Source organism: Arthrobacter sp. (assembly GCF_048266065.1).
Classification (GTDB): Bacteria; Actinomycetota; Actinomycetes; order Actinomycetales; family Micrococcaceae; genus Arthrobacter_H.
This window is the reverse complement of the sequence record NZ_JBLXAH010000001.1, coordinates 249,000-271,701: the sequence shown is the minus strand read 5'-3', so window position 1 is coordinate 271,701 and position 22,702 is coordinate 249,000. Positions and strand designations below refer to the sequence as shown.

At 67.6% G+C, this 22,702-nt stretch carries 24 protein-coding genes; 13 read left to right on the top strand and 11 right to left on the bottom strand.

What is annotated here, in order from left to right; translation table 11 throughout:
- The first annotated feature begins 189 nt into the window (after positions 1-189).
- Positions 190-789 (top strand): TetR/AcrR family transcriptional regulator, encoded by a 600-nt coding sequence (locus ACN0TP_RS01360; RefSeq protein ID WP_417215655.1) that lies wholly within the window; start codon positions 190-192, stop codon positions 787-789.
- Here ACN0TP_RS01360 and ACN0TP_RS01355 read toward each other — a convergent pair.
- Entirely contained in the window at positions 772-1,143 is a 372-nt protein-coding gene (locus tag ACN0TP_RS01355; protein ID WP_417215654.1) for a 2Fe-2S iron-sulfur cluster-binding protein, read from the bottom strand. The genes ACN0TP_RS01360 and ACN0TP_RS01355 overlap by 18 nt on opposite strands.
- Positions 1,140-3,023 carry a cytochrome P450 gene (locus ACN0TP_RS01350; RefSeq protein ID WP_417215652.1) on the bottom strand — a complete coding sequence of 628 codons (1,884 nt, stop codon included), beginning with the start codon at positions 3,021-3,023 and terminating at the stop codon, positions 1,140-1,142. Before ACN0TP_RS01350 ends, ACN0TP_RS01355 begins: the two co-directional genes overlap by 4 nt.
- A gap of 340 nt (positions 3,024-3,363) precedes the next feature.
- Here ACN0TP_RS01350 and ACN0TP_RS01345 point away from each other — a divergent pair, with 340 nt between their 5' ends.
- From ACN0TP_RS01345 to ACN0TP_RS01310, 8 genes are all read left to right on the top strand, one after another.
- A complete protein-coding gene (locus ACN0TP_RS01345; protein ID WP_417215650.1) occupies positions 3,364-4,098 on the top strand; it encodes an IclR family transcriptional regulator in 735 nt (244 codons plus the stop codon).
- Positions 4,095-5,033 (top strand): formimidoylglutamase, encoded by a 939-nt coding sequence (gene hutG, locus ACN0TP_RS01340; protein WP_417215648.1) that lies wholly within the window; start codon positions 4,095-4,097, stop codon positions 5,031-5,033. Before ACN0TP_RS01345 ends, hutG begins: the two co-directional genes overlap by 4 nt.
- 5 nt (positions 5,034-5,038) lie before the next feature.
- On the top strand, positions 5,039-6,325 hold the full coding sequence (locus ACN0TP_RS01335; protein WP_417215646.1) for a sodium/glutamate symporter: 1,287 nt from the start codon (positions 5,039-5,041) through the stop codon (positions 6,323-6,325).
- Positions 6,326-6,513: 188 nt separating this feature from the next.
- Positions 6,514-6,798, top strand: coding sequence for a DUF1540 domain-containing protein (locus ACN0TP_RS01330; protein WP_417215644.1), 285 nt, complete (start codon positions 6,514-6,516; stop codon positions 6,796-6,798).
- 95 nt (positions 6,799-6,893) lie between these two features.
- Positions 6,894-7,226 carry a hypothetical protein gene (locus ACN0TP_RS01325; protein ID WP_417215642.1) on the top strand — a complete coding sequence of 111 codons (333 nt, stop codon included), beginning with the start codon at positions 6,894-6,896 and terminating at the stop codon, positions 7,224-7,226.
- A gap of 2 nt (positions 7,227-7,228) precedes the next feature.
- Entirely contained in the window at positions 7,229-7,639 is a 411-nt protein-coding gene (locus tag ACN0TP_RS01320) for a hypothetical protein (protein ID WP_417215640.1), read from the top strand.
- Between the two features lie 57 nt (positions 7,640-7,696).
- On the top strand, positions 7,697-8,944 hold the full coding sequence (locus ACN0TP_RS01315; RefSeq protein WP_417215638.1) for an MFS transporter: 1,248 nt from the start codon (positions 7,697-7,699) through the stop codon (positions 8,942-8,944).
- A 64-nt stretch (positions 8,945-9,008) separates the two neighbouring features.
- Positions 9,009-9,383 (top strand): VOC family protein, encoded by a 375-nt coding sequence (locus ACN0TP_RS01310; protein WP_417215637.1) that lies wholly within the window; start codon positions 9,009-9,011, stop codon positions 9,381-9,383.
- Between the two features lie 37 nt (positions 9,384-9,420).
- On the opposite strand, the gene ACN0TP_RS01305 is transcribed toward ACN0TP_RS01310, so the two are convergent.
- A complete protein-coding gene (locus ACN0TP_RS01305) occupies positions 9,421-9,798 on the bottom strand; it encodes a VOC family protein (protein ID WP_417215636.1) in 378 nt (125 codons plus the stop codon).
- 225 nt (positions 9,799-10,023) lie between these two features.
- On the opposite strand from ACN0TP_RS01305, the gene ACN0TP_RS01300 reads away from it, so the two are divergent.
- Entirely contained in the window at positions 10,024-11,850 is a 1,827-nt protein-coding gene (locus ACN0TP_RS01300) for a glycerophosphoryl diester phosphodiesterase membrane domain-containing protein (RefSeq protein ID WP_417215634.1), read from the top strand.
- A 42-nt stretch (positions 11,851-11,892) separates the two neighbouring features.
- The gene (locus ACN0TP_RS01295) at positions 11,893-12,816 is read left to right on the top strand and encodes a LysR family transcriptional regulator (protein ID WP_417215632.1); all 924 of its coding nucleotides are present in this window, start codon (positions 11,893-11,895) and stop codon (positions 12,814-12,816) included.
- Between the two features lie 42 nt (positions 12,817-12,858).
- Here the strand turns inward: ACN0TP_RS01295 and ACN0TP_RS01290 are convergent, their stop codons facing one another.
- The gene (locus ACN0TP_RS01290) at positions 12,859-14,199 is read right to left on the bottom strand and encodes an MFS transporter (protein ID WP_417215630.1); all 1,341 of its coding nucleotides are present in this window, start codon (positions 14,197-14,199) and stop codon (positions 12,859-12,861) included.
- A complete protein-coding gene (locus ACN0TP_RS01285) occupies positions 14,196-15,242 on the bottom strand; it encodes an MBL fold metallo-hydrolase (protein ID WP_417215628.1) in 1,047 nt (348 codons plus the stop codon). The genes ACN0TP_RS01290 and ACN0TP_RS01285 overlap by 4 nt, the downstream gene beginning before the upstream one ends.
- Positions 15,243-15,522: 280 nt before the next feature.
- On the opposite strand from ACN0TP_RS01285, the gene ACN0TP_RS01280 reads away from it, so the two are divergent.
- Both ACN0TP_RS01280 and ACN0TP_RS01275 read left to right on the top strand, forming a co-directional pair.
- Positions 15,523-17,451: an ATP-binding protein gene (locus ACN0TP_RS01280; RefSeq protein ID WP_417215626.1), complete on the top strand. Its 1,929-nt coding sequence runs from the start codon at positions 15,523-15,525 to the stop codon at positions 17,449-17,451.
- Between the two features lie 178 nt (positions 17,452-17,629).
- Positions 17,630-17,881 carry a hypothetical protein gene (locus ACN0TP_RS01275; protein WP_417215624.1) on the top strand — a complete coding sequence of 84 codons (252 nt, stop codon included), beginning with the start codon at positions 17,630-17,632 and terminating at the stop codon, positions 17,879-17,881.
- Between the two features lie 161 nt (positions 17,882-18,042).
- On the opposite strand, the gene ACN0TP_RS01270 is transcribed toward ACN0TP_RS01275, so the two are convergent.
- The 6 genes from ACN0TP_RS01270 to ACN0TP_RS01245 all read right to left on the bottom strand — a co-directional run bounded on the left by ACN0TP_RS01270 (position 18,043) and on the right by ACN0TP_RS01245 (position 22,560).
- Positions 18,043-18,966, bottom strand: a complete 924-nt coding sequence (locus ACN0TP_RS01270) for a diacylglycerol/lipid kinase family protein (RefSeq protein ID WP_417215622.1) — start codon at positions 18,964-18,966, stop codon at positions 18,043-18,045.
- A gap of 125 nt (positions 18,967-19,091) precedes the next feature.
- The gene (locus tag ACN0TP_RS01265) at positions 19,092-20,090 is read right to left on the bottom strand and encodes a sensor histidine kinase (protein ID WP_417215620.1); all 999 of its coding nucleotides are present in this window, start codon (positions 20,088-20,090) and stop codon (positions 19,092-19,094) included.
- The gene (locus ACN0TP_RS01260; RefSeq protein ID WP_417215618.1) at positions 20,087-20,773 is read right to left on the bottom strand and encodes a response regulator transcription factor; all 687 of its coding nucleotides are present in this window, start codon (positions 20,771-20,773) and stop codon (positions 20,087-20,089) included. The genes ACN0TP_RS01265 and ACN0TP_RS01260 overlap by 4 nt, the downstream gene beginning before the upstream one ends.
- A gap of 51 nt (positions 20,774-20,824) precedes the next feature.
- Positions 20,825-21,427: a DedA family protein gene (locus ACN0TP_RS01255; protein WP_417215616.1), complete on the bottom strand. Its 603-nt coding sequence runs from the start codon at positions 21,425-21,427 to the stop codon at positions 20,825-20,827.
- Positions 21,420-22,175, bottom strand: a complete 756-nt coding sequence (locus ACN0TP_RS01250) for a phosphatase PAP2 family protein (protein ID WP_417215614.1) — start codon at positions 22,173-22,175, stop codon at positions 21,420-21,422. Before ACN0TP_RS01250 ends, ACN0TP_RS01255 begins: the two co-directional genes overlap by 8 nt.
- Before the next feature lie 61 nt (positions 22,176-22,236).
- Positions 22,237-22,560 carry an MGMT family protein gene (locus ACN0TP_RS01245; protein ID WP_417215613.1) on the bottom strand — a complete coding sequence of 108 codons (324 nt, stop codon included), beginning with the start codon at positions 22,558-22,560 and terminating at the stop codon, positions 22,237-22,239.
- Positions 22,561-22,702: the final 142 nt, after the last annotated feature.

Below are 22,702 nucleotides of genomic sequence, written 5' to 3'. Positions count from 1 at the left end.
CCACGCCGTGTGGAGCATGGGCACCGTCCTCGGCGCTGCCGCTGGCTGTCCAGGTTCTTGGCGTACCGTCCGGTCCGGATTTGCCAGTCGACGGCGTGTCTGCCGCCCGGAAAACGTACGCATCTTCTGCCATGCTCGTCCGCGCCCCTGTTATAGAGTCGAGGAGACGACGGATCCCAAGGAGTGTGCATGACCGCGCCTACGCAACGGGCAGCGTCCAAGACGGCCACTCAGCAGCGGATCGTGGACGCCGCCTTTACGCTTTTCCGTGAGCACGGCTACGAGGCAACGACGATGTCGCAGATCGCCCGTCAAGCGGAGACCAGCCGCCCCAACCTGTACCTGCACTTCACGTCCAAGACGCAGATCGTGCTGGACCGGATGAAATCCATCGAGCCCAGCGCCACGGCAATGTACGACGAGCTGGGTGAACTGGCGACATTTTCGACTTACAGCATGCTGGAGTGGCTGCGGTCGACGGGCAAGGCCATGTGGAACAGCCACAGTGCAGAATTCGACGCGATCAACCGTGCCACGGCGACGGATGACGAGGTCCTGGATGAGTGGCTCGGACTGCACCGACGGATCAGCTCTCAACTCGCGGATCGCCTGAAGCCGGAGCTGAAAGACGACGAGCGCGCGGCATGGGAGAGCTACCTGACCACGCTGTTGGTGGGGCTGGAGCGGAATTTCTACTTCATCTACATCAGGGGCCACGCAGAGCGGGAAGAGTTCGCCCTGCGTGGCCTGGCCCAGCAATGGGCCGGATTCCTAGGCGCCCAGCACTAGACGCGGACAGGTCCCGTTGGCCCGCGATACGCAGATCATCATCGTTTCGCCGGCCTCCTGTTCCGATGGGCTGAGGATCGAGTCCCGATGATCGACTTCTCCGGAGACCACGGGCGTTTCGCAGGTGCCACAGGTGCCTTCCTCACATGACGAGATCGTCGGTAGACCAGCCCGTCCGGCGGCTTCCAGGATGCTCTCGTCCGCTCCGACGGTGACCGTCGCGGCGCTGGCGGCGAATTCGACCTCGAATGCCCGGTCGGGTTCATCGCGCTGGATCAGCTTGGGAGCGAACCGCTCCAACCGCAGCGAGTCCTTGGGCCAGTGGTCGGTGTTCTTCTCGGCGTCGAGCATCATGGATTCGGGGCCGCACGCATACACGAGGCAGTTCTCCCGGGCTCGGCGAGCAGTTGCTCCATGTCCAGGCGTCCGATCTCATCCTGGGGATAGAGGTGGACCTTGTCTCCGTATGGTTCGAGTTCGTCGAGGAAGGCCATGGTGGATCGCGTTCGTCCCGCGTAGTGGAGCTGCCAGTTCGCACCTTCACCTTCGGCCTGCCGGATCATCGCCAGCAGGGGTGTGACTCCCACTCCCCCGGCGATGAAGAGATACTCCTGCGCGGTGGCGACGCGGAAGTTGTTCCGGGGCCAGGAAACGGTGACCGCGGCACCCGGGTGCAGGTGCTTGTGGATGCCCGCCGACCCGCCACGGCTGTCCTCCTCCAGTAGCACTCCAATCCGGTAAACACGGTCATCGTCAGGGTCGGATGAGAGCGAATACTGGCGTACCAGTTCCCGGCCGTCCTCCGTGGCCACGTGGACGTCGATGTGCGCCCCGGCCTTCCAACGGGGCAGCTGTCCGGAATCCGGGTGGCCCAGCGATATCGCGGCCACCGTATCGGAAGCCTCAATACGTTGGCTGACCTCCAGGTTCAGCGTGCGAACGGTGCGTGCGCTGTAGCGCTGGACGTCGTCGACGTCCCAACTGACCTGCAGGGAGCGCCGGATGGGCAGCAGCGGCATCTCCAGGAAGTCGACCTGCTCGAGGTGGTCCGGACGCAGGGACGGCAGGCGTTCAAAGAGGACCCTCAGCCCGGTTGGCCCCTGGACCCTGGCGAGTGGATTGCCCAGGCAGGTATGGCGACCGGCCGTGAATGCCAGGTGGTCGGTGGGGTTCGGGCGGTGGATATCGAAATCGAAGGGATTGGCCACATGAAGTGGGTCCGTGTTCGCCGAGGCCAGCGCCACGAAGATCATGTCCCCTTCCGGGATGTCGACCCCCGATAACGTCACTGGGCGGGTGGCCTTGCGCGATGTGAAGGTGGAGGAGGGACGACGGCGGACGGTCTCCTCGAACACGTTGGGCCACAGTTCGGGCTCGGCCAGGGCGTCGTCGAGGGCCTGCGGATGCTGCGTCAGGAACAGCACGGCGTTCGTCATGGCCTGGGCGGTGGTGTCGGTTCCTGCCGCGGAGAACTCGGCGATGTGCAGGGCGATCAGCTCGGTCGGCAGGCTGTAGCTGCCATCTTCTTCCTTGGCCGAGGCCATGACCGAGATCAGGTCATCGGCGTCCGATTCGCGGCGCTGTTCAATGATGTCGCGGAGGACCAGGTTGGATTCGACGAACCGGTCCCACACTCGCGATTTCGTCGGCTCTTCCATGGGTGCGTGGGCCGAGGAGAGCACCTGGAAGAGGTCATCGCGCAGGCCACGCAGCAGGCCGTCATACTCGTAGTCCAGGTCGAGCAGCGCCATCAGCGTCTGGGTGGTCAATTCGAGCGAATATTCCTCCAGCAGGTTCGCCTGGCCGTGGTGCTCCAGCCCGTCGATGATCCGATGGGCACGTGCCTCGATCTCCGGCTGGAGCCGTTCCATGCGGTCTTTCATGAATCCCCGCTGGGCGACAGTCCGGGAGCGGGTGTGGTGGGGCGGGTCCATCCCCACGATCATCTTGGCCACCAGCTCCGGCGGGTATGCCGCATGATGGCGTTCGGGCACTTCGGCGGCCGAGTTCGCTGCCGATGAGTAGGTCTGCCAATCCGAGAGGACCTCCAGGCAGTCCTCCTTCGTGGTGGCGACCCACGCGTGCAACGGGGCGTACCAGAAAACCGGGGTTTGCTCCCGGAATTGGGCCAAGTGGCCGGCGGGATCGCGGTAGTAGTCATCGCTCGTGACATCGAAACCGTGTGCCACGGGGCAACGATCTACAGGGCGGACGTCGTGATCGGTGGTGGTCATGGTGTTGCCTTTCGTGCGACGGGTCAGCGGTTGGTGACGGCCGAGACCGCGATGGAGGAGAGCTTCGGGAAACGCGCCACGTTGTCTGCCTCGTCCATCACGCCGGCGGAAAGATAGCTAAAGCTCACCTCGGAGTGGCACGGGCCCCCGTGCCACGAACCGGACATCGAGGTCGTGCCCTCCTGCTCCGCCGCCACTTGTCGAACAGACGACACCAAGCACATCGCCGCACGAGAAAATTCACCGGTGCATTCCCGGCTCATGAGAAAAGCGGCTTGTTTCGTCTGAAAATTCGGTTTGAATGTACCGGCATGGACGACGACTGCGAATGGAGGGAACGATGGACGGAAGCACTGGAGCCGAAACACAGACCACCCGGCTACTCCAGGTCCTGAGTTCCCTCGCCAAGGTCCCCCAGGCCACGGCGAAGGAGCTTGCCGAGTCGACCCAGATCCCCGTCAGCACTGTCTACCGGCTGCTGAACCCGCTGGTGGCCGCGGGTTTTGCCCAGAAGACCTCCTCCCGGCATTTCGGTGCCGGGCCCATCGCCGTCCAGCTGTCCGAGCGCTACCGCGACACGACGCTGACGACCGGGTCGGTCACCCCGTACCTGCTCCAGTTGGCCCAGGACTCGGGGGAACTGGCCGCCTTCATGGTCGCCCACGGCACCGAGGCCGTGTGTGTTGAAGCTGTCGAATCGCGGCACACTCTGCGCTGCTCCTACACCGTGGGCGCCTCCCAGCCACTCCTGCATGGGGCCACTGCCACGGCACTGCTCTCGCGGATGCCGGCGGACTTCCGAAGTGCGGTGTTCGAGCATTACTCCGTCCCACCACACCAGCGGACGACGCTGGAGCAGGCCTGCACCAAGGCGCTGGCAGACGGGTATTCGATCAGCTCCGGTGAGCTTGACGTGGGCATTTGGGGCGTGAGCGCTCCGGTGTTGGATGGCGCCGGGACCCTGGGTGGTGTGGTCACGCTGATGGCTCCCGTTGAACGCAGCGTCCATCGCAGCACGGAACTGATTGGACTTGTCCGCCGCACGGCGAACGCATTGAGCGGAGGAATACGATGACCTGCAAACACGCCCAACCGTGGACCGGGCGCGACGACGGCCCGGAACCGGGGAATGCCCGGTGGCACGACACCGTCATCCCGTGGACTCGCGGCGCCGCATCCGGCAGTGCACTGCTGGGGCTGGCCAGCGACGAGGGGGTGCGCCGCAACAAGGGACGCACCGGCGCACAGTCAGGACCGGAGGCCCTGCGTGCCGCGCTGGCATCCATGGCGCTTCGGCAGCCGACTGTGCTCCATGACGCCGGTGACGTGCTGATCGATGGCCGGGACCTGGAGGCGGCGCAAGAGGAGTTCGCCACGGCGCTGTCCGACCTGCTGGCCGATGGCCACTTCACCGTGGGGCTAGGAGGCGGTCATGAAATCACCTTCGCCAGCTATTCCGGAGTGGCCAGCGCCCTGGGAACCGAGGGCCAGTGGACGCTCGGAATCCTGAACATCGACGCACATTTCGACCTGCGCGAGGAGCCCCGGGCCACCTCCGGCACCGGGTTCTCGCAGATCGCCCGCGCCGAGTCCGCCGCCGGACGAGCCTTTCGCTATGCGGCCGTCGGTATCAGCGAGACGTCCAATACCAACGTGCTCTTCGACCGTGCAGAAGCGCTGGGCGTCGAGGTCCTGCTCGATGAGGAGTGCCACCTGGGAAACATCGATCGAGTACGACACTTCGTGGCCGACTTCGCCGCATCGGTGGACCACCTGTATCTGACCATCGACTTGGACGCGCTGCCGGCCGCCGTCGCACCGGGCGTGAGCGCGCCCGCCGGATTCGGAATCGGGGTGGAGATCGTGCGGGCAATCGTGCTGACCGCGGCGCGCAGCGGCAAACTCATCCACGCCGACATCGCCGAACTCAATCCCGTCTTCGACATCGACCAGCGCACCGCCCGGACGGCCGCGCGCCTGATCTCCGACCTGATACTGAACCGAGGCTGACCACCATGGAACTGCACTTCAATCTCGTACAATCCGCGGCATTGGCGCTGGTACTCCTGGCGTTGGGCGAATGGGCCCGGAACCGGCTCAGTTTCCTGCGCAGATTCTGCTTTCCGGCACCTGTCATCGGCGGCTTCCTGTTCGCCCTGCTGGTACTCCTGCTGCGCCAAACCCACATCGCCGAAATCGATTTCGACACTTCGCTGCAGTCCCCGGCCATGGTGGCGTTCTTCACCACCATCGGCCTGGCAGGTTCCCTGGCCAGCATCAAGAAGGGGGGCAAACTGCTCCTGGTCTACCTGGTGGCATGTTGGACCCTTGCCATCATGCAAAACCTCATCGGTATCGGCATGGCCAAGGTCATGGGCATCAACCCGGTGCTAGGCGTCATGGCCGGAGCGGTGAGCCTGGAAGGAGGCCACGGCGCCGCTGCGGCGTTCGGCCCCACCGCGGAGTCCATGGGTGTCCAGGGCGCGACGACCGTGGCCATCGCCTCCGCCACCTTCGGACTCGTCGCCGGCAGCCTGCTCGGCGGCATGACCGCCAGCTTCCTGGTGGCCCGGCACAATGTGAGCATTCCCGAGCGTCGCGGTGTGCGGGGAGCGATGGCCACGGCCGGAGCAATTGCCCGGAACATGGCCACCGGCCGGGGGCCGGATCTGAGTATCACCGTGCCCGAGGACAAGCCGGAGAGCGTTTCGACAACCAAGTCCAAGCCCGGATTGGACTACTCCAGCCTGCTGACGGTGGCCGTCGTCATCGGACTGGTCATGGTCTTCGGCATGGCCCTGGGCAACTGGATCTCCTCCCTGACCGGGTTCGCCCTGCCCGACTACGTCGGCGCGATGATCATCGCCGTGGTGTTCCGGAACCTGAACGACAAGTTCGGCTGGATCCGCATCGACGACGAGACCGTGAGCCTGGTATCCCAGTTCACGCTCGGCTTCTTCCTGACCCTGGCGATGATGAGCCTGAAGATTTGGGAACTGGCCTCACTGGCCGGCCCGCTCGTGGTGATCCTGGTCGTGGAGCTGCTGTTCATCCTGTCCTTCGCCGCCTTCGTGGTATTCCGGATGCTGGGTAGGAACTACGACGCCGCGACGATGGTCGCGGGCTTCATCGGGCATGGTTTGGGTGCTACCCCCAATGCGCTGGCGAACATGGATGCCTTCAACGCCAAATTCGGCATCCGTTCGGAGCGTGCCTTCCTCATCGTGCCCTTGGCCGGTGCCGTGCTCATCGACCTGGTGGCCCTACCCTGGATCGTCTGGTGCCTGAACTGGGTCGGATGACGATCCGCATCAACTCCGCCTCGACTGGACGCGGCCGGCAGCTATTCGCCCAGCATCGGGCGGTTGCCAAGTTGCGTCCACCTCAGGTGATTACGACCCGAAACCAGCACTAATTGGTTGCGCGCACCCGGGGTACCGTGAGGTGACAGGGCCCACACCCGTCGGCCCGCTGGCCCCAGGAGGACACCATGACCGTCCAGGTAACCGAGTGCGCCGTCTCCAATTGCTCGTTCAATGACCACACCAACTGCAATGCAGCAGGCATCACCATTGGCGGGGCATCCGACCATGCCCAGTGCGCCACGTTCATCGACACCGGAGCCCACGGCGGCCTGCCCAAGGTCCTCGCCTCGGTTGGCGCCTGCCAGCGCGGCGAGTGCTCCCACAACGAGAACCTGATGTGCACCGCCACCGAGGTCCACGTCGGCCCCGGCAACGACAACGCCGACTGCCTCACCTACGAACACGCCTGATCCTCAAGCCATTCCTCCTTGTCGCCCACCCCGACAGATGCCACGCTGTCTGCACCAACAACGTCGTGGACCCAGGACTGCGGAAGGAACCTGTCATGGACGGATACGCCATCGAAGATAGCGGCGACGGCGCTTCACGAGCCATCAGCGCGGCCCACGACCGGCTTGCGGCTTCGGATGCCATCCGCTCTGCGCTTGAATCGCATGACGAATCAGTGGTCCGGGAAAGTGTCGACCTGGCCTTGAACCTATTCGGCGGCCATCCTCCACATTCAGTTGGAGCAGTTGTGGCAGGCTATGCCGCAGAGTTGACCGCGGTGGGAGCCATTTGTCGTTCAACTACTGGGGAACCACCGATGGACTCCGCAGATATGTTGTCGCTCGGCGATGTCTTGCGGCGCATCTTCAACGGACTGTTCGACAGATAGCCATGCCCACGGAGGTCAACGACCCCGGCCAGGACACCATCGCCGTCCGGTTCCTGCGCTACGAACGGATCCAGAAGGTGTGCACGTACATCGGCGGCGGCATCGGCGGCGTTCTGGTCATCGTCGGGCTGAACGGCACCTCCATCGCCCATGCGCCCCGGTGGCTTCACGCGGTGCTGATCACCGCCGTCGTGCTCTCCGCTGTATGCCTGGGCCGCGCCTACATCGGCTACCTCTCCGCGCAGTTCCACCTGGCCCGGGAGCAGGAGACCGGCGGCCTGCCCGACGACCGCGGCGTCGCCGACCTGGACGGGTGCGCCTATCCCACCGGCGCGTACCGAAGCTACTGCATCGCCATCGCCTTGTTGGCCGTCGCGGGGATCGGCTTGCTCGCCGCGGTCTGGTGGCCCTAGCGCACCCGGCGGCCCGTCGAGGCTGCGCCGGCCGGTGGGGCCACATACGGTAGGACAGTGACGCCCACACCTTCGAAAGCCGCCGCCGAGACCGGCCCCACGCGGACCAACCGCCGCGCGCGGCTCGCCGTGTCCCTGCTGTTCCTGACCAACGGCGCCCTGTTCGCGAACCTGCTCCCCCGCTACCCGTCGATCAAGGACGGGCTCGACCTCTCCAACGCGGCCTTCGGTGCCGCCGTCGCGGCCTTCCCGCTCGGCGCCCTGATCGCCGGGCTCGCCGCCGCGTCGCTGATCCGCCGCTTCCATTCCTCCCGGGTCGCCGTCGCCGGCACGATCCTCACCGGCACCGGCGTCCTGCTGGCCGGCCTTGCCCCGAGCTGGGCCATGCTGGCCGGCGCACTCTTCCTCGGCGGTGCGATGGATGCGATCACCGACGTCGCCCAGAACGCCCACGGCCTGCGCGTCCAACGCGCCTACGGACGCTCGATCCTGAACTCCTTCCACGCCGTCTGGAGCATCGGCGCCATGCTCGGCGGCCTGCTCGGCGGTGCCGCCGCCGGGCTCGACATCCCCCGCGGCATCCACCTGGCGATCTCGCTCGTCCTGTTCGGCGCCGTCGCGCTCATTGCTTTGCCGATGCTCCTGCCCGGCACCGAACCACGGCGGAGCACCGTCATCAACCCCCAGGACAGTACCGGGCGGGACGTTGGCCCCTCCCCAACGCGCTTTTCCCGGTCGCATCTGGCCTGGCTGCTCGCCGCGCTGGTCCTGGTCGCCATTGGCGGCACGCTGGTGGAGGACGCGGGCAGCTCGTGGGCTGCCATCTACCTCAAGGGATCCCTCGGCGCGATCGCCCCCGTGGCGGCGCTGGGCTTCGTCGCCCTGGTCGGCTGCCAATTCGTCGGCCGGATGATCGGCGACCGGCTCGTGGACCGCTTCGGCCAACGGGCCGTCGCCCAGACGGGCGGCGTGCTGATCGCCCTCGCGTTCGGGCTGGCGCTGGCCTTCCCCAGCATCCCGGCCACCATCATCGGTTTCGGGCTCGCCGGGTTCGGCACGGCCACCCTGGTCCCGGCGGCCATGCACGCCGCGGATGAACTGCCTGGGCTGCGCCCGGGCACCGGGCTGACCATCCTGGGCTGGCTGATGCGGCTGGGCTTCCTGTTCTCGCCGCCGATCGTCGGGGCCATCGCCGACCGCTCGTCGTTGGCGACCGGACTGCTCGTGGTCCCACTGGCGGGGATCCTGGTCGTCGCCTGTTCCGCCGTCCTGCCGAAAAGGGTGGCGGCCAACCAGCCGCGATAGCTACAGTGGGGAACCCATCGCCATCCACCGAGATGGCATTCCCCCAGCCGCAGGACTGCATTGCATGTCGGATTCCATTCGCCTCAGTTCCCTGACCCTGAACTGCCCCGAGCCGGGGACGCTCGCTGATTTCTACGCAGTCCTGACCGGTGGGTCCGTGACGTTCCGGCACGCTTCCTGGGCCACCATGATCGGGCCGGGGGGACGCATCGACTTCCAAGCCGTCGATGACTTCGTCCGGCCCGACTGGCCGAACGATCCTGCCGCCGCCAGGGTGCATTTCGACTTCCTGGTCGACGATCTGGCCGCGACGGAGGAACGCGCCATTTCCGCCGGGGCCACCCGGCTCGACTTCCAGCCCAATGCCGCACATTGCCTGGTCTTCGCCGACCCGATCGGGCACATCTTCTGCCTGACGACGGTCGACGAACTCGGTTGATCCGGAACCGACGACAGCGGTTCCGCTGGTCAGCCGGCTACGGCTCCAGCACGGCCTTGAGCACGCAGAACGCGTTGCCCTCCGGGTCCTGCAGGACCACCCAGCCCTCGTCGCAGCCCTGTCCGATGTCCAGGTCCGTGGCGCCCAGTTCCCGGAGTCGCTGGATTTCCTCCTCCTGGGTCGAAGCCAGGGCGTTGAGGTCGAAATGCAGCCGACCCCGGTGCTGGGTGGGCTCGTCGCGTGTGCTCAGGATGATCGTGGGCTGCGGCCCGCCGAAACCGCTGGACGGTCCGATCTCCAGGGATCCATCCTCCTCTTGGTCCAGCACGACGTAGTCCAGTGCAGCGCACCAGAAGCGTGCCAGCTCTTCCGGGGAGCGGCTTTCCAGGACAATTTCACTGAGTCGAAGTGCCATGGTCCATGGTAACCACCATCACCTTCGGTCCGTCAGGGGCCTCACACCGGAACGTGGCGGAGGTCCCACAATGCGCGGCCCCCAGTAAACCGTTGGTAAATTGGGGCGGAAGATTACGTGTACCGCGCCGCCAGGGCGGTGCCTCCGGACCAACAACGAACGTGGGACCACGCCATCGACCACCATGGATACACCGAGGAACACCCTGCCGCCCAGGGTCCCCCCGTGGCATCCCGGTCCAGACACCGCTGGTCCCTGCGCAACTTGTCCACGCTCGCCGGAGCACTGGTCCTCTGGCAGGGCCTCGCCCTGCTGCTGGTGGTCCCCGTCATGCGGTTCCTGTTCCACGGTGCGCTGGACGCAGCCGAAACCCCGAACCTGACGGACCAGAGTTTCCCCTTGCTGGTGCACCATCCGACGTCGCTCCTGTGGCTGATGGGCATGGGCGTGATCGCCACGGGCGTGCTCTGCCTGCAATACACCTCGGTCATCGCCCTCGCCCACGCCCTGCACACCCGTTCACCGCGCCCGGGGCGGGCGGCGTGGCGCTCGGCGCTGCGCACCACCGGCACGGCCATGGGATGGCAGCTGCCTCTGGTCGGGCTGTACCTGTTGCTGCTCCTGCCCGTCAGTGGCCTGGGCGAGCTCTCACCCCTGACGCACCAGATCGGCATCGCCCCCTTCGTCACGGCCGAGTACCTGAAGAAGCCCCTGAGCATCGCCGTTTACCTCAGTGCGACCAGCGCGCTGTTCTACCTGAACCTGCGGCTGCTCGCGACCCTGCCGGCCCTGGTCGTCCAACGGCTGACACCACTGGGGGCCATGGCCGCCAGCTGGAAGGCCACCGGCGGCCGACGCCTCCGGTTTCCGCTGCTGCTCGCCTCCCCGGCCGCTGCCGTGCTGCTGGCCTACCAGGTACCGGGCCGCGCCATGGCGGCCGTTGCCGAACTCCCCGGCGCCTTGTTGCAGACCGACTCGCATCTGGTCGCCGTCCTGGGGCAGGGCTTCAGCCGGGCCCTGACGTTCCTGGTCCTGGTTGCCGTCACCGTCGCCATCGTCCACGTCCTGCTTGTGCGCCTGGGGCATCGTATGATCCCCACGGATCCGACGGTGGAGCCGACGACTGCGAACCATTCCCCCGTCGCGGGCAACGACGGACGGCGCCTGGCCTTCCGCCTCGGTGCCGGCGCCACGGCACTGGTCATGGCGGTCGTCGGCGCGCCATCGGTGGCTGCCGCTCCCGTCCAGACAGATGCCCCGCTGGTGATCGCCCACCGCGGCTACGTGTGGGGCGGCGTGGAGAACACCATCGGCGCCCTGGATGCCGCGGCGGCCCAACATCCGGACGTGGTCGAGGTCGACGTCCAGCAGACGAAGGACGGGCACTTCATCGCCAGCCACGACACGAACCTGCTGGTGCTCTCGGGCCGCAACGTGAACACCTACGACCTCACCCTGGCCCAGGCCGAGAAGACCACCGTCAGCGCCCGGGGCTTCTCCGACACGATCCCCTCGATGGTGGACTACGTCCGCCACGCCAGGAAACTGGGCATCAAACTCCTCATCGAGCCCAAGGTCCACGGCCACGAGACGCCCGACTACCTGGAGCGCTTCATCGCCGAGCTGGAAAGAGTGGGGCCACTCGGGGACAACATCTACCACTCCCTGGACGCCGACACGGTGGAGGCGCTGAAGGCCCGCCGGCCCGACTTGTCGGTCGGCTACACCATTGCCATGACCGCCGGCGGTGCCCCGGACGTCAACTGCGACTTCTACGTTGTCGAGCAGGCCTCCTACTCCCCGCGGTTCATGGCGGAGGCGAAGGCCGCCGGCAAGCCCGTCTACGTGTGGACTGTCAACCGCGAGGACCGCATCCGCTCCTACCTGTATGACGGCGTCGCGGGCGTCGTGACCGACCACCCCGACGTGGCCCGGGAAGCGCGCGACCATGTGGAGAACAGCCACATCGGGGCCCTGCGGTTGCGCGAGGCGCTCCAGCAGCTGGCGCACGTCATGCCGGCCTCGGACCCGTTTCCCTCGCGCGCGCCGTAGCGCCGGCCCCGGCCCGCGCGGTGCGTCGCCTACGCTGATCGGGTGGTCAACTACACCTTCAGGCAATTGCAGTACTTCGTCGCCGTCGCCGACAACGGTTCGCTCTCCGGCGCGGCCGCCGCCTGCCACATCTCCCAGGCGGCCATGTCCCAGGCCATCGGCGAACTCGAGCGCATCGTCGGTTCCCAGCTGCTGGTGCGCCACCGTGCCCGCGGCGTGGTGCTCACGGCCGTGGGCACCGAGTTCCTGCACGACGCCCGCCAGCTCATGAGGCATGCCGAGGAAGTCCAGGGACGGATCGGGGAACGCAACAGCAAGCTCTCCGGCCCGCTGGTCATCGGCTGCTACACCAGCCTCTCCCCGTTTTGGCTGCCGGTGATCTGCGAGCAGTTCACGCTGCCCAACCCGGATCTGGACGTCACGATCATCGAGGGCGACGGTGGGGATCTGCAGGAGCGCATGCTCGCCGGCTACCTCGATGCCGTCATCACCCACACCCGCCACCTGCTGCCCCGCGTCCAATCGACGACGTTGATGCGGGGCCGCCCCTACGTGCTGTTGGCCGCCGACCACCCACTCGCCCGGTTCCCGAGCGTCAAGCTGGCGGACCTGGCCGACGAAGACTTCGTCTCCCTGGACATCCCCACCGTGCGCGACAACCAGCTCGTGAACCTGCGCATGTCCGGGTTGGATCCGAAGATCGCGTGGAGTTCCACCAGCATGGAGACCGTGCGTGGCATGGTGGCCCGGGGGTTGGGCTACACGGTGCTGGTGCAGCGCCCGCCGAGCAACCTAAGCTACGACGGCCTCCCCCTGGCCGCCGTGGAGATCGACGGCCCCGTGGGCACCAGCGACATCTGCGTGGCCTACACGGCTTCGGACCGGCCGAGCCTGCGCCTAAAGGCGTTCGTCGAGTTCTGCCAGCGGATCGGCGCCGAACGCGACGAAGAGGCAGGCATCGAGTGATTCGATGCCCGCCCCTCCACGGCCGCAAGGTTGCCGGTTGGCCTACATTTCTGCTGCCGTGAGGTCCGCGTCCCTGCCTTCCTTGACCGTACGCATCGCGAGGGCGGCGACCAGGAAGGAGGCCGCCCAGACCGCCCCGGCGATCCACAGCGTCCCGCCGCCGAGGACCACCAAGCCGGCGACGATCATCGGGGTGAAGCCGGCGCCGAGCGTGGAGGAGAGCTGGTAGACCAGCGAGGCGCCGGTGTAGCGCATCCGGGTCGGGAACAGTTCGGCGGTGAAGGCGCCGAAGGGCCCGAAGATGAACGCCTGGATCAGCCCGTTGGCGACAAACAACCCGATCGCGAAGAGCCACAGCTGGCCCAGCTGCAACAAGAACATGATCGGCAGCGCGAGCACGGACCCGGCGATGATCCCGACCATCATGACCGGACGGCGTCCGACGCGGTCGGAGAATCGTGCGGCGAAGAACACGCCGATGATGGTCAACGTGGCCCCGATGGCCTTGATGTTCAGCACCGATGTGCGGTCCAGTCCGACGGAGTCGACAACGTAGGAGATCGCCCAGACGGTCATGAGGCCCTGAACAGTGTAGGAGCTCATGCCCACCAGAGTGCCGCTGATGACGGACTTCGGGTACTTGGTCAGGACTTCGAGGATCGGAAGCCGTTTTTCCTCGGCCTTGTCCTCCAGCGCGAGGAACAGCGGGGACTCGGCGACCTTGAGCCGGATCAGCAGCCCGATGCCCACCAGCGCGATGCTGGCGATGAAGGGGATCCTCCACCCCCAGGACAGGAACAGCTCGTTGGGCAGCATGGAGACCGCGGAGACGGCGAGGGTCGCCAGGACCGCTCCGGCGGGTCCTCCCATGTTCGCGAAACTGGCCGCGAAGCCACGGCGTTCCTTGGGCGCATGTTCCAGCGCCATCAGCATGGCACCGCCCCATTCGCCGCCGACGGCCAGCCCCTGGGCGATCCGCAGCAGGATCAAGGCGATGGGGGCGATCATGCCGATCTGCGCCGTGGTGGGCAGCAGGCCGATGAGCATCGAGGCGGCGCCCATGATCGACATGGAGGTGATCAGCACGCCCTTGCGCCCGAGCTTGTCGCCGAAATGCCCCAGCACGATGCCGCCTACCGGCCGGGCGAGGTAGCCCACCGCCAGGGTCGCGAAGGACGCGAAGATGGCCACCGACGGCGTCAGGCCCACGAAGAAGACCTTGTTGAAGACCAGTGATGCAGCGGTCGCGTAGAGGATGAAGTCGTAGAACTCGATGGCGCTGCCGATGAAGGAGGAGGCCAGGATCCGCCGCATTTGCGGGGTGTTCAGGGAGGGGACGACCAGTGGTTCGTTCGATGCCGGGTTTTCCGTGGTGGTTTTCATCGGGTGGCTGCCATTTCAAGGGGAAGGCGTGCAAAGGAGATGGTATCGAGGTCCTCCGGAACCAGGAAGGTCCCGGAGAAGCCGTCGGCACGGGACAGCCAGACGGAGAGCGGGGTGGTGCCCGGCACCAGGTGGTGCAGGGCCAGGCTGCGGGCTCCGGCCCGTTCGGCCAGTTCGATGGCCTGGCCCGGGGAGGTATGGGATCGCCGGTGGTGGTCCATGGAGGCCTGGGCCTCCTCGGTCCCGACCGATCCGTACATCTGCTGGACCCAGTCGAAGTCGATGGCCTCATGCAGCAGCAGGTCGGTGCCGCGCGCCAGCGTGACGAGGTTCTCGCACGGGGCGGTGTCCCCGGAGATCGTCACCGAGCCCTCGACCGTCTCGAAGCGGAACGCGAACGCCGGGGCGATCGGCGGGTGCTTGACCAGGGTCGCTGTGACGGTGACGAGCTCATCGCGGTAGATCTCGAACGGAACACAGGCATCCGGCGTCGGATTCTCGTTGGGGTGGTATCCGGTTCCGGCGGGGATCTTGATATCCGTTGCCGCGAAGTGGTCCAGCGGCGACGGGCGGAGTGCATCGATGACGCGGTCGTTCAGGTCGGTCGCATAGGCCTGCATCAGGTGCTCGAACATGCCCGCCGTGCCCGGCGTCGGGTTGGCCGGATAGAGCGGCCGCGGTGCGGCGGTGGCCCGAGAGGACACCGGCGGCAAGGCGCCCCGGTCTCCGGGGCCGATGATCGGGATCGGGGCCTGGTCCGGTTTCAGCGTGAACAGACCGAAGATGGCCAGGGACGCCAGGTCGATGGTGTGGTCGGAGTGCAGGTGGGTGAGGAAGATGCCGCGGAGGTCCCCGGTGTTGAACCCAGCCTTCATCAGCTGGTTGCCGACTCCGGATCCGGCATCGACCAGGTAGACGGCTTCCCCCACGACGACGGCGGTGGCGATTCCCGAGCGGCGTCCGGCGTTCTTCCCGGTCCACCAGCGGGGTCCGCCAGCGGTGCCCAGGGTGATGACACGGGGGGTCAGGGACGTGTTTTGCACGGGGTTTCTCCTTCAGGCCAAGCTGTGATGGTGCTCACTGGAAAGCATGGCCCGATTCCCCACATACGTAAAACTGTTTTTTACAGACATATTCTTCGGTTTTACCTATAGCCACGACGGCACCTGCAGACGGGCCACCGGCCCTGCCGCATCCGGGCCCGCTTTCGGGCCGAATCGACCGGGGAGCGAACTGCCACCATGCCAGACGCCAGCGCGACCGTAGGATGTTCAGTGGTCCGCCTACCGGCCCGTTTTTTGCCAGCACCCAGGAGTCGCCGTCGTGTCCCACCTGCCCCCGCCGCTCCGCTTCCTCCTGTCCAACCGCCAATTCGGGGATCTCCCCCTGCGGCGCCGCGTGCTGCTCAGCCAGCTACCGCTGACCATTGCCACGGCCCTCGTGGTGTTGGTCGACCTCTTGTTCGCCAGTGCCCAGGTCAGCGAAGACGCCTGGTTTCAGATCGGGTTGGCGACGATTGCCGTGCTGACCGTGGCCGCTGGCATCATCCCCTGGCAGCGGTTGCCCACGGGCAGCTACTGGGTGATTCCGCTCCTCGACCTCGCCGGGATCCTGTTCCTCGCCGCGGGGGCCTATCCGATCTTGACCGGCCTGCCCATGCTGGCCATCATCCCGGTCTTCTGGATGGCCTGGTCGGCGCTGCACCCCCGCGCCACCCTCGTCGTCGGGTTCTTCTCCACACTGGTCATCGCCTGGGCCCAATACCTTCATGCGGGACAGGACATGACCATCCCGACCTTCGGCCGCCCACTGGTCATGCCCATCATCGTCGTTGCCTTGGCCGCCACCGCCAACATCGCCGTGGGAAGCATGATGGCCGCCGACCACCGGGCGGCCGTGGCCCTGGATGCCTCCCGCACCCAGGCCGCACTGCTCGATGCGGTGCTCAATGCAGCCAGCGTCGGCGTGGTTGCCGTGGACCGCGACGGCCACGACATCCTGATGAACGACAAACAACGACTCCACCACTCCACGGGAACACCCGAGGACAACACCGATCCGAACGAGTCCCAACTGCTGCTTTTCGGAGCGGGACGGCGCAGTGAACGACTTGATGTTCCGCTGCCCCCGGAGGAACGCCCCGTCTACCGCGCCGTACGGGGAGCGGAGTTCACCGACGAGTTGATGTGGATCGGACAGGCCGAGGCCGCCGAGGCCCTTGCCGTTTCCGCACGCCGGCTCAAAGGCCCGCACGGCGAGTTCGACGGCTCGGTCATCGTCTTCAAGGAAGTGACCGAGCTGATCCACGCCAACCAGGCCAAGGACCGCTTCCTCGCCAGCGTCAGCCATGAACTCCGGACACCGCTGACCTCGATCATCGGCTACCTCGAGGTCGCCCAGGACATTCCCGGACTGCCCGCCCCCGCCGTGCGTTCCCTCGGCGTGGCCGAACGCAACGCGCAACGCCTGCTCCACCTGGTCAACGACTTGCTCACCGCGGCAGCGGACCGCATGGAACTGCACCACCGGCCCTCGGACCTCGCGGCCATCGTCCGCGACTGCGTCGCCGGGCAGCAGCAGGCCGCGCAGGCTGCAGGACTGCAGGTCCACCTCGAGGGCCCGGAGAGCCTTCCGCTGGTGGCAGACCCAGAACGGCTGGGGCAGGTGGTGGACAACCTCGTCTCCAACGCCGTGAAGTACACGCACCGCGGCGGCAGCATCGTGGTCAGGGTGGGGCACGACGGCGATGCCGCCCTGGTCGCGGTCCGGGACACGGGCACGGGGCTGGCTCCCGAGGAGGTCGAGCAACTGTTCACCCGCTTCTACCGCACGGACAGCGTCCGCGACGCGGGCATCCCCGGCACCGGCCTCGGGCTGGCCATCACCCGCGAACTGGTGGAGGCGCACGGCGGAACCCTCTCCGTCGAGAGCGCACCGGGGCTCGGCAGCACATTCACCGTGCGGGTGCCCCGGGAGACCTCGGGACCTGACGCCAACCGGGAAGGTCTCCCGGCGCCGGTGCCACCTGCGCTCGCCCCCAACGACAGCGGCTGCCGCCACGCCCCGGAGTTTCCGGGTGCGGCAGCAGCCGTCGGGCTGTCGTGTGCCGGTGGGCTACACGCGGTTTTTCACTCCGCGCAGGATCCACATCACCGCACCAATGATCAGCAAGGCGATGCCGATCCACAACAGGAACATCGCCGCCTTCACGGCGACGCCCAGGATGAGCAGAATAACTCCAACAATGATTAACGTCAGTACGAGTCCCATGTCCCTGACCTTAGACCCCCTAGTGAGGCGCTGTCGACGTTTTGTGTAACCGCTGTTTTCCCCACGGGGTTCCGCGCCAGGGCAGCTCCCGCCCTTGCACCCTGCCCGCAACGGCGGACAATGGTGGCAGAACCCACTGCCAGCCCGACGGGAGGACATCATGGACCAGCCACCCCCAGCCGACCGTGAATTCCGCGGGCAGGGCCCGGACGATTCCTTCCCGGCATCCCTGGAAGCCAACGAAGCCGACGTCCAAGACCCGGGTTCCTGGACCGAAACCGATGACACAGCCGAGGGCCCGCTGCCCGCAGAGGGCCTGGAAGCGGACGAGGCGGACCTCGCCGAACAGGCCCGGGCCGTGCCCGACGACGACGAGGACGGACATGACCGTGACCGCGGACCGGGGTACTAGCCCGCCGAAGACCACCAGACGCGCCGGGTGGTCCTCGACAGCGGACCGGGAAGCACTCTTCGCGGGACCGACAGGGATTCCGTCACCGTTGCCGCCTCGAACGAACAGGCGAAGGACGGGGGCCGGGCACCGGCCGACGACGCGCTCGGGGCTGCCACCCGCTATCCGATGACCCTGATGGCCCGGTGCGCACTTTCGACGACGACGGAGGACCCGGCCGGGATCTTCAGCAATTCGCCGTCGAGCTGCACGGGCAGCGGCGACGGCGTCGTGAAGGCGTAGCGTTCCACGCTGTCCTGCGGTCCGAGGCCGATGGTGACCGCCCGCAGGGTCATCAGGGCCAGGGCCCATCGGCTGGAGTGCGGCAGGGCGATGACCTCGAACCGGCCGTCGGAGGGGACGACGGCGTCGCTGACGGTTCCGTACTTGGCCATCCTGGCGACGTTGGCCAGGATCAGGCTGTCGAACTGCGCCCGCGCCCCATCGGCCCGCTCGATCTCGAACGGCCGCAGCCGCGGCAGCGTCCGGACCACGCCGAGGAGTTCGCGCACCCCGCCCTTTCCTGCACGTTCGATGCCGCGGCCCATCTCGGCCGTCAGCCCGAAGCCGATGTAGGAGTGGGCATACCGGATGTTTGTCGAATCCCCCGGGGCTCCGATGCACAGGCGCAGCAGATCCATGCGACGGACCCCACCGGCCGCGATGGCGTCGATGACCGGGAGTGATTCGACGCTGCGGCGATGGTCGTTGGCGTTGCCCGCCGGCAGGACGGCACACACCGCGGTGCTACCCGGAACATCCATGACCCCGTTGACGACGTCGTTGTATCCGCCGTCACCGCTGACGGAGACGATCAGCACCGATGGGCCGCCGTCCCCCTCGGCCCCTGCGGCGGCCAGCCTGGCCAGCTCCCGCCCATGTCCCGCGTGGTCGGTGGGACTGAGCTCGACGGGAACACCGGGCAGGCGTTCGGCGATTTCGTCCCGTAGCAGGCGGGCCAGGTAGGGGGCCTTCTTCTCCGGGTCCGGGTTGAAGACGAGGAAAATCCGCGAGTAGCGCGGCTGCTGCGCCGTCAGGTCCTCCATGTGGTCCTTCCGGGCAATGCTTGAGTCCGGTTCAGGGCCGGGACGTCTACCGTGCAGCCCACGGGGCATGGTCGAACTGTCCGAATAGACCGGTGGTTCCTCCAGCATAGTCCCGCCGGCGCCCGCTAGGCCCGCGGGCGCACCGGCAACTCCACGCGCAGGCTCGTCCCGCCCGCACCGGTGGCCAGCACGCCGATCGTCCCGCCGGCACGCACCACCATCTCGCGGGCGAGGGACAGTCCGATGCCCGTGCTGCGCGGGGTGCCCGATTCGCCTGCCGCACCGTGTGCGTGGCGGTCGAAGATGCGCTGCGGTTCGATCCCGGAGATCCCGCTGCCGGTGTCGGTGACCGTCAGGCGGGCCGTGCCCCCGTGGCGCTCCGTGGTGACCGTGACGGTGCCGCCGGCGGGCGTGTACTTCGTGGCGTTCTCGATCAGCCCGGTCAGGATCCGCCGGACGGCGACCTCCGTGAGCGGGACGGGGATCGGTTCCTTCGCCGGGAGGTGGTGCAGGGTGACCCCGCGTGGGCCGGCGAGCACCTCGAGTTCGCCGACCATCTCGGCGGCGAGCCCGGCCAGGTCTGCCGGACGATCGGTCTCGAGGTCCGTCCCACCGTCAACGGTGGAGAGCAGGTCATCGATCACCCGGGCCAGCTGGGTGGAGTCACGGCGCAGCGTATCCAGCTCTTCGGCGAACTGGTGGCCGGCGCCGGCCCGGCGTTGGAGCAGTTGCAACCGGGCGTCGAGCACTGTCAACGGGGTGCGTAGTTCGTGGCTGACGTCCTGGGCGAAGCGGCGTTGGACCTCCAGGGTGGCGCCCAGCGGCCTGACGGCGTGGCGGGCACTGAGCACCCCCACGACCCCGGAGAGCACGATCCCTGCCGCGCCGCCCAGGATGAGCAGCTGGACCAGATCGGCCACCTCCAGGGAGATGCGCAGCTGGGGTTGGCCGTCCTCCCCCGCCGCCGTGCCGGCGTGCAGCCAGATGTAGGCCCCACCGACCGCCAACACCACCAGCACCACTGCAGCGGTGACTGCGGCCAGCTGCCAGCCCACCCGCCACGCGGCGTGACGCAGGGCGCTGGCCTCCCAGGCCCCGGGGCCTCCGGTGCTGGTCCTGCTCATTCGAGTCCTCCGAGGTGGTAGCCGGTGCCGTGGACGGTGCGGATGATGGAGCGGGCGGTCTTCTTGCGCAGGTGGTGGACGTACGTGTCCACGATGCCCGGCCCATCCTCGGGGCTGAAGGCGGCCTCCAGGAGTTCGGCCCGGGTGAAGACGCGCTCCGGTGCCGCGGCGAGGACCGCCAGCAGCCGGGTCTCCGCGGGGGACAGTTCCACGCGCGCCCCGTAGGGCGAGGTCAGCAGGCGGGTGCGTTCGGCCAGTTCCCAGGAACCGACCGCCACCGTTGCGCCGGCCCCATCGGTTCGCTGCTGCACGTGATCGCGGGTCAGGGCGCGCAACCGGGCGTTCAGCTCGTCGACGTCGAAGGGCTTGACCAGGTAGTCGTTGGCCCCGGCGTCGAGGCCCTCGACCTTGTCGGCCACGGCGCCCAGCGCCGTGAGGATGAGGATCGGTGTGGTGATCCCGTGGCCGCGCAGTGCGGAGATCAGCCGGATCCCGTCGATCCCGGGCAGGCCGCGATCGATGACCATCACGTCCCATTCCCCGGTCAGGCCCCGGTGCAAACCGGCGGGACCATCGACGACCAGTTCGGCGGCAAACCCGTCGGCCAGCAGCTCACGCAACAGCGGCCCCAGCGCCGGGTCGTCCTCGACCAGCAGCAGGCGCGGGACGGGGACGGGGCTCATGGAACCCCATTGTTGCAGAGCGGGATGCGGGCCACGCCCGGGCCCGGGAAATCAGACCCCGGTGGCGGAGCGCCGGCGGCGCCTCAGGAACGTGATCACCGGGGGCAGCACCGAGACGACCACCACCGCCACCATCCACACGTCGATGTGGTTCGCAACCACCTCGAATCCTCCCAACCAGATCCCCAGCAGCACCACGCCGACCGACCAGAGCAGCCCGCCGGAGACGTTCCAGGCCAGGAACCTGCTGTAGCGGTAATGCGCTGCCCCGGCGACCGGCGGCGTATAGGTGCGCACGATCGGCACGAACCGGGCCAGCACCAGTGCAGCACCTCCATGCCGGGCGAAGAAGTCCTCGGTTTGTTGGAGGTAGCGGGTCTTCAGGATCCTGGCGTCGTGGCTGAACCAGCGGCGCCCGACCTTGCTGCCGATCAGGTAGCCCACGGAATCCCCGCCGATCGCCGCCACCGCGGCCACGGCGATGAGCACCGGCAGCGGCAGCCCGAGCTGGTGGTGGACCATGCCCCCGGCAAAGAGCAGTGAGTCACCGGGCAGGAACGGGAACAGGCACCCGGATTCGATGAAGACGATGACGAAGACCACCGCTGCCACCCACGGTCCGGCACCGACCAAAACCGTTGAGGGATCAAACATGGCGTCCTCCGCCCATGGTGTCCACCCGTGTTCCGGGGGCCACGGCCAGCTGCGGGAACCGTTCGTGCAGCCACGGGCCGATCCACCCGCTCCACAGCCAGGTCCACAGCAACGCCCCGGCAGTGGCCACCAGCAACGAGCCGAGCACGTCGCTGGGATAGTGAACGCCCAGGTACAGCCGGGAGGCGGCGACCACCAGGACGAACGCGCCCCCGGCCACCCCGATCAGCAGCCGGTGCCTGCCGCTGGTGGCGATCACCAGCACCGCCGCCAGCACCAACGCCGCCGCCAGTTCGGTGTGCCCACTCGGGAAGCTGTCGGTCCCCAGCTCGGGAACCAGCGCGTGGGTCACGGTCAACGGCGGCCGGGGCCGGTCGATGAGGACCTTGCCCATCGCGGCGGGCAACCAGGCCGCGCAGGCGGTGCTGCCGAAGGCCAGCACGGTGTGCAGTCCGCGGCGGGACCACAGCAACAGGCAGGCGGCCCCGAGGATCACGACCCCGCCGGCCGGCTGCAGTGCGGTGTTGATCCACAACGCCCCGGCAGTCAGCGGACCGCTCCGGTCATGGCTGAGCGCAATGTCCCACCCGAGTTCGCCGCTGAACCGGCCGGAACCCTTGGCCCAGAGACCCAGCACCAGTGCCAGGGCATAGAGCACGACGGCGGCCACCGGCCACCAGCGCAGGTCCCGTCCGGCGCGGGGGCCGGGCGGGGATGTGGTGGATGTTCTGCTGGAAGTCTCGGCCATGGTTCTCCCCATCGTCTGGTGTGGTCGGAAACCAGTGTGCGCCCGGCGTTTTCAGAAGACCTTAAGAATCCCCGCCACCAGGGGACGGCGGGGTCGCGGAGCGGTCGACGCGCTCGCCACGGAACCAGACGCCCTCCCGGCGGAGCAGCTCCGGGGCCGTTCCGCCGTGGCAGCTCGCCGGCGTCCCGTCCGCATACACCACGCGCCACCAGGGCACGTCCTCGTCCAGGGCGGCGACCAGGCGTCCGGCCTGGCGCGGGCCGACCCCGATAATCGCGGCGATCTCCCCGTAGGCCATCACGTGCCCGGTGGGAATGGAGGCCACCACCGCGCGGGCCTCGGCTACCAGCTCAGTGCCGGACGCTGCTCCAGACGCAGGCTTCATTCGCCGTCGCCCTCGCCGGATCCGGCCGTGACGGAGGTGATGGCGCGGGGCGCCATCGTCCGTGGGGTGTCTCCCATGCCTGCCTCCTGGTGGGTGGTCCCCCGATCATCCTCCCGGCACCCGGCGTTGGCCAAAGCGACGG

Excerpts from the sequence above, each read along its gene's own strand:
- ACN0TP_RS01360 (WP_417215655.1), top strand. The coding sequence starts at position 190 with ATGACCGCGCCTACGCAACGGGCAGCGTCCAAGACGGCCACTCAGCAG.
- ACN0TP_RS01355 (WP_417215654.1), bottom strand. The coding sequence starts at position 1,143 with ATGATGCTCGACGCCGAGAAGAACACCGACCACTGGCCCAAGGACTCG.
- ACN0TP_RS01350 (WP_417215652.1), bottom strand. The coding sequence starts at position 3,023 with ATGACCACCACCGATCACGACGTCCGCCCTGTAGATCGTTGCCCCGTG.
- ACN0TP_RS01345 (WP_417215650.1), top strand. The coding sequence starts at position 3,364 with ATGGACGGAAGCACTGGAGCCGAAACACAGACCACCCGGCTACTCCAG.
- hutG (WP_417215648.1), top strand. The coding sequence starts at position 4,095 with ATGACCTGCAAACACGCCCAACCGTGGACCGGGCGCGACGACGGCCCG.
- ACN0TP_RS01335 (WP_417215646.1), top strand. The coding sequence starts at position 5,039 with ATGGAACTGCACTTCAATCTCGTACAATCCGCGGCATTGGCGCTGGTA.
- ACN0TP_RS01330 (WP_417215644.1), top strand. The coding sequence starts at position 6,514 with ATGACCGTCCAGGTAACCGAGTGCGCCGTCTCCAATTGCTCGTTCAAT.
- ACN0TP_RS01325 (WP_417215642.1), top strand. The coding sequence starts at position 6,894 with ATGGACGGATACGCCATCGAAGATAGCGGCGACGGCGCTTCACGAGCC.
- ACN0TP_RS01320 (WP_417215640.1), top strand. The coding sequence starts at position 7,229 with ATGCCCACGGAGGTCAACGACCCCGGCCAGGACACCATCGCCGTCCGG.
- ACN0TP_RS01310 (WP_417215637.1), top strand. The coding sequence starts at position 9,009 with ATGTCGGATTCCATTCGCCTCAGTTCCCTGACCCTGAACTGCCCCGAG.
- ACN0TP_RS01305 (WP_417215636.1), bottom strand. The coding sequence starts at position 9,798 with ATGGCACTTCGACTCAGTGAAATTGTCCTGGAAAGCCGCTCCCCGGAA.
- ACN0TP_RS01290 (WP_417215630.1), bottom strand. The coding sequence starts at position 14,199 with ATGAAAACCACCACGGAAAACCCGGCATCGAACGAACCACTGGTCGTC.
- ACN0TP_RS01275 (WP_417215624.1), top strand. The coding sequence starts at position 17,630 with ATGGACCAGCCACCCCCAGCCGACCGTGAATTCCGCGGGCAGGGCCCG.
- ACN0TP_RS01270 (WP_417215622.1), bottom strand. The coding sequence starts at position 18,966 with ATGGAGGACCTGACGGCGCAGCAGCCGCGCTACTCGCGGATTTTCCTC.
- ACN0TP_RS01265 (WP_417215620.1), bottom strand. The coding sequence starts at position 20,090 with ATGAGCAGGACCAGCACCGGAGGCCCCGGGGCCTGGGAGGCCAGCGCC.
- ACN0TP_RS01260 (WP_417215618.1), bottom strand. The coding sequence starts at position 20,773 with ATGAGCCCCGTCCCCGTCCCGCGCCTGCTGCTGGTCGAGGACGACCCG.
- ACN0TP_RS01255 (WP_417215616.1), bottom strand. The coding sequence starts at position 21,427 with ATGTTTGATCCCTCAACGGTTTTGGTCGGTGCCGGACCGTGGGTGGCA.
- ACN0TP_RS01250 (WP_417215614.1), bottom strand. The coding sequence starts at position 22,175 with ATGGCCGAGACTTCCAGCAGAACATCCACCACATCCCCGCCCGGCCCC.
- ACN0TP_RS01245 (WP_417215613.1), bottom strand. The coding sequence starts at position 22,560 with ATGAAGCCTGCGTCTGGAGCAGCGTCCGGCACTGAGCTGGTAGCCGAG.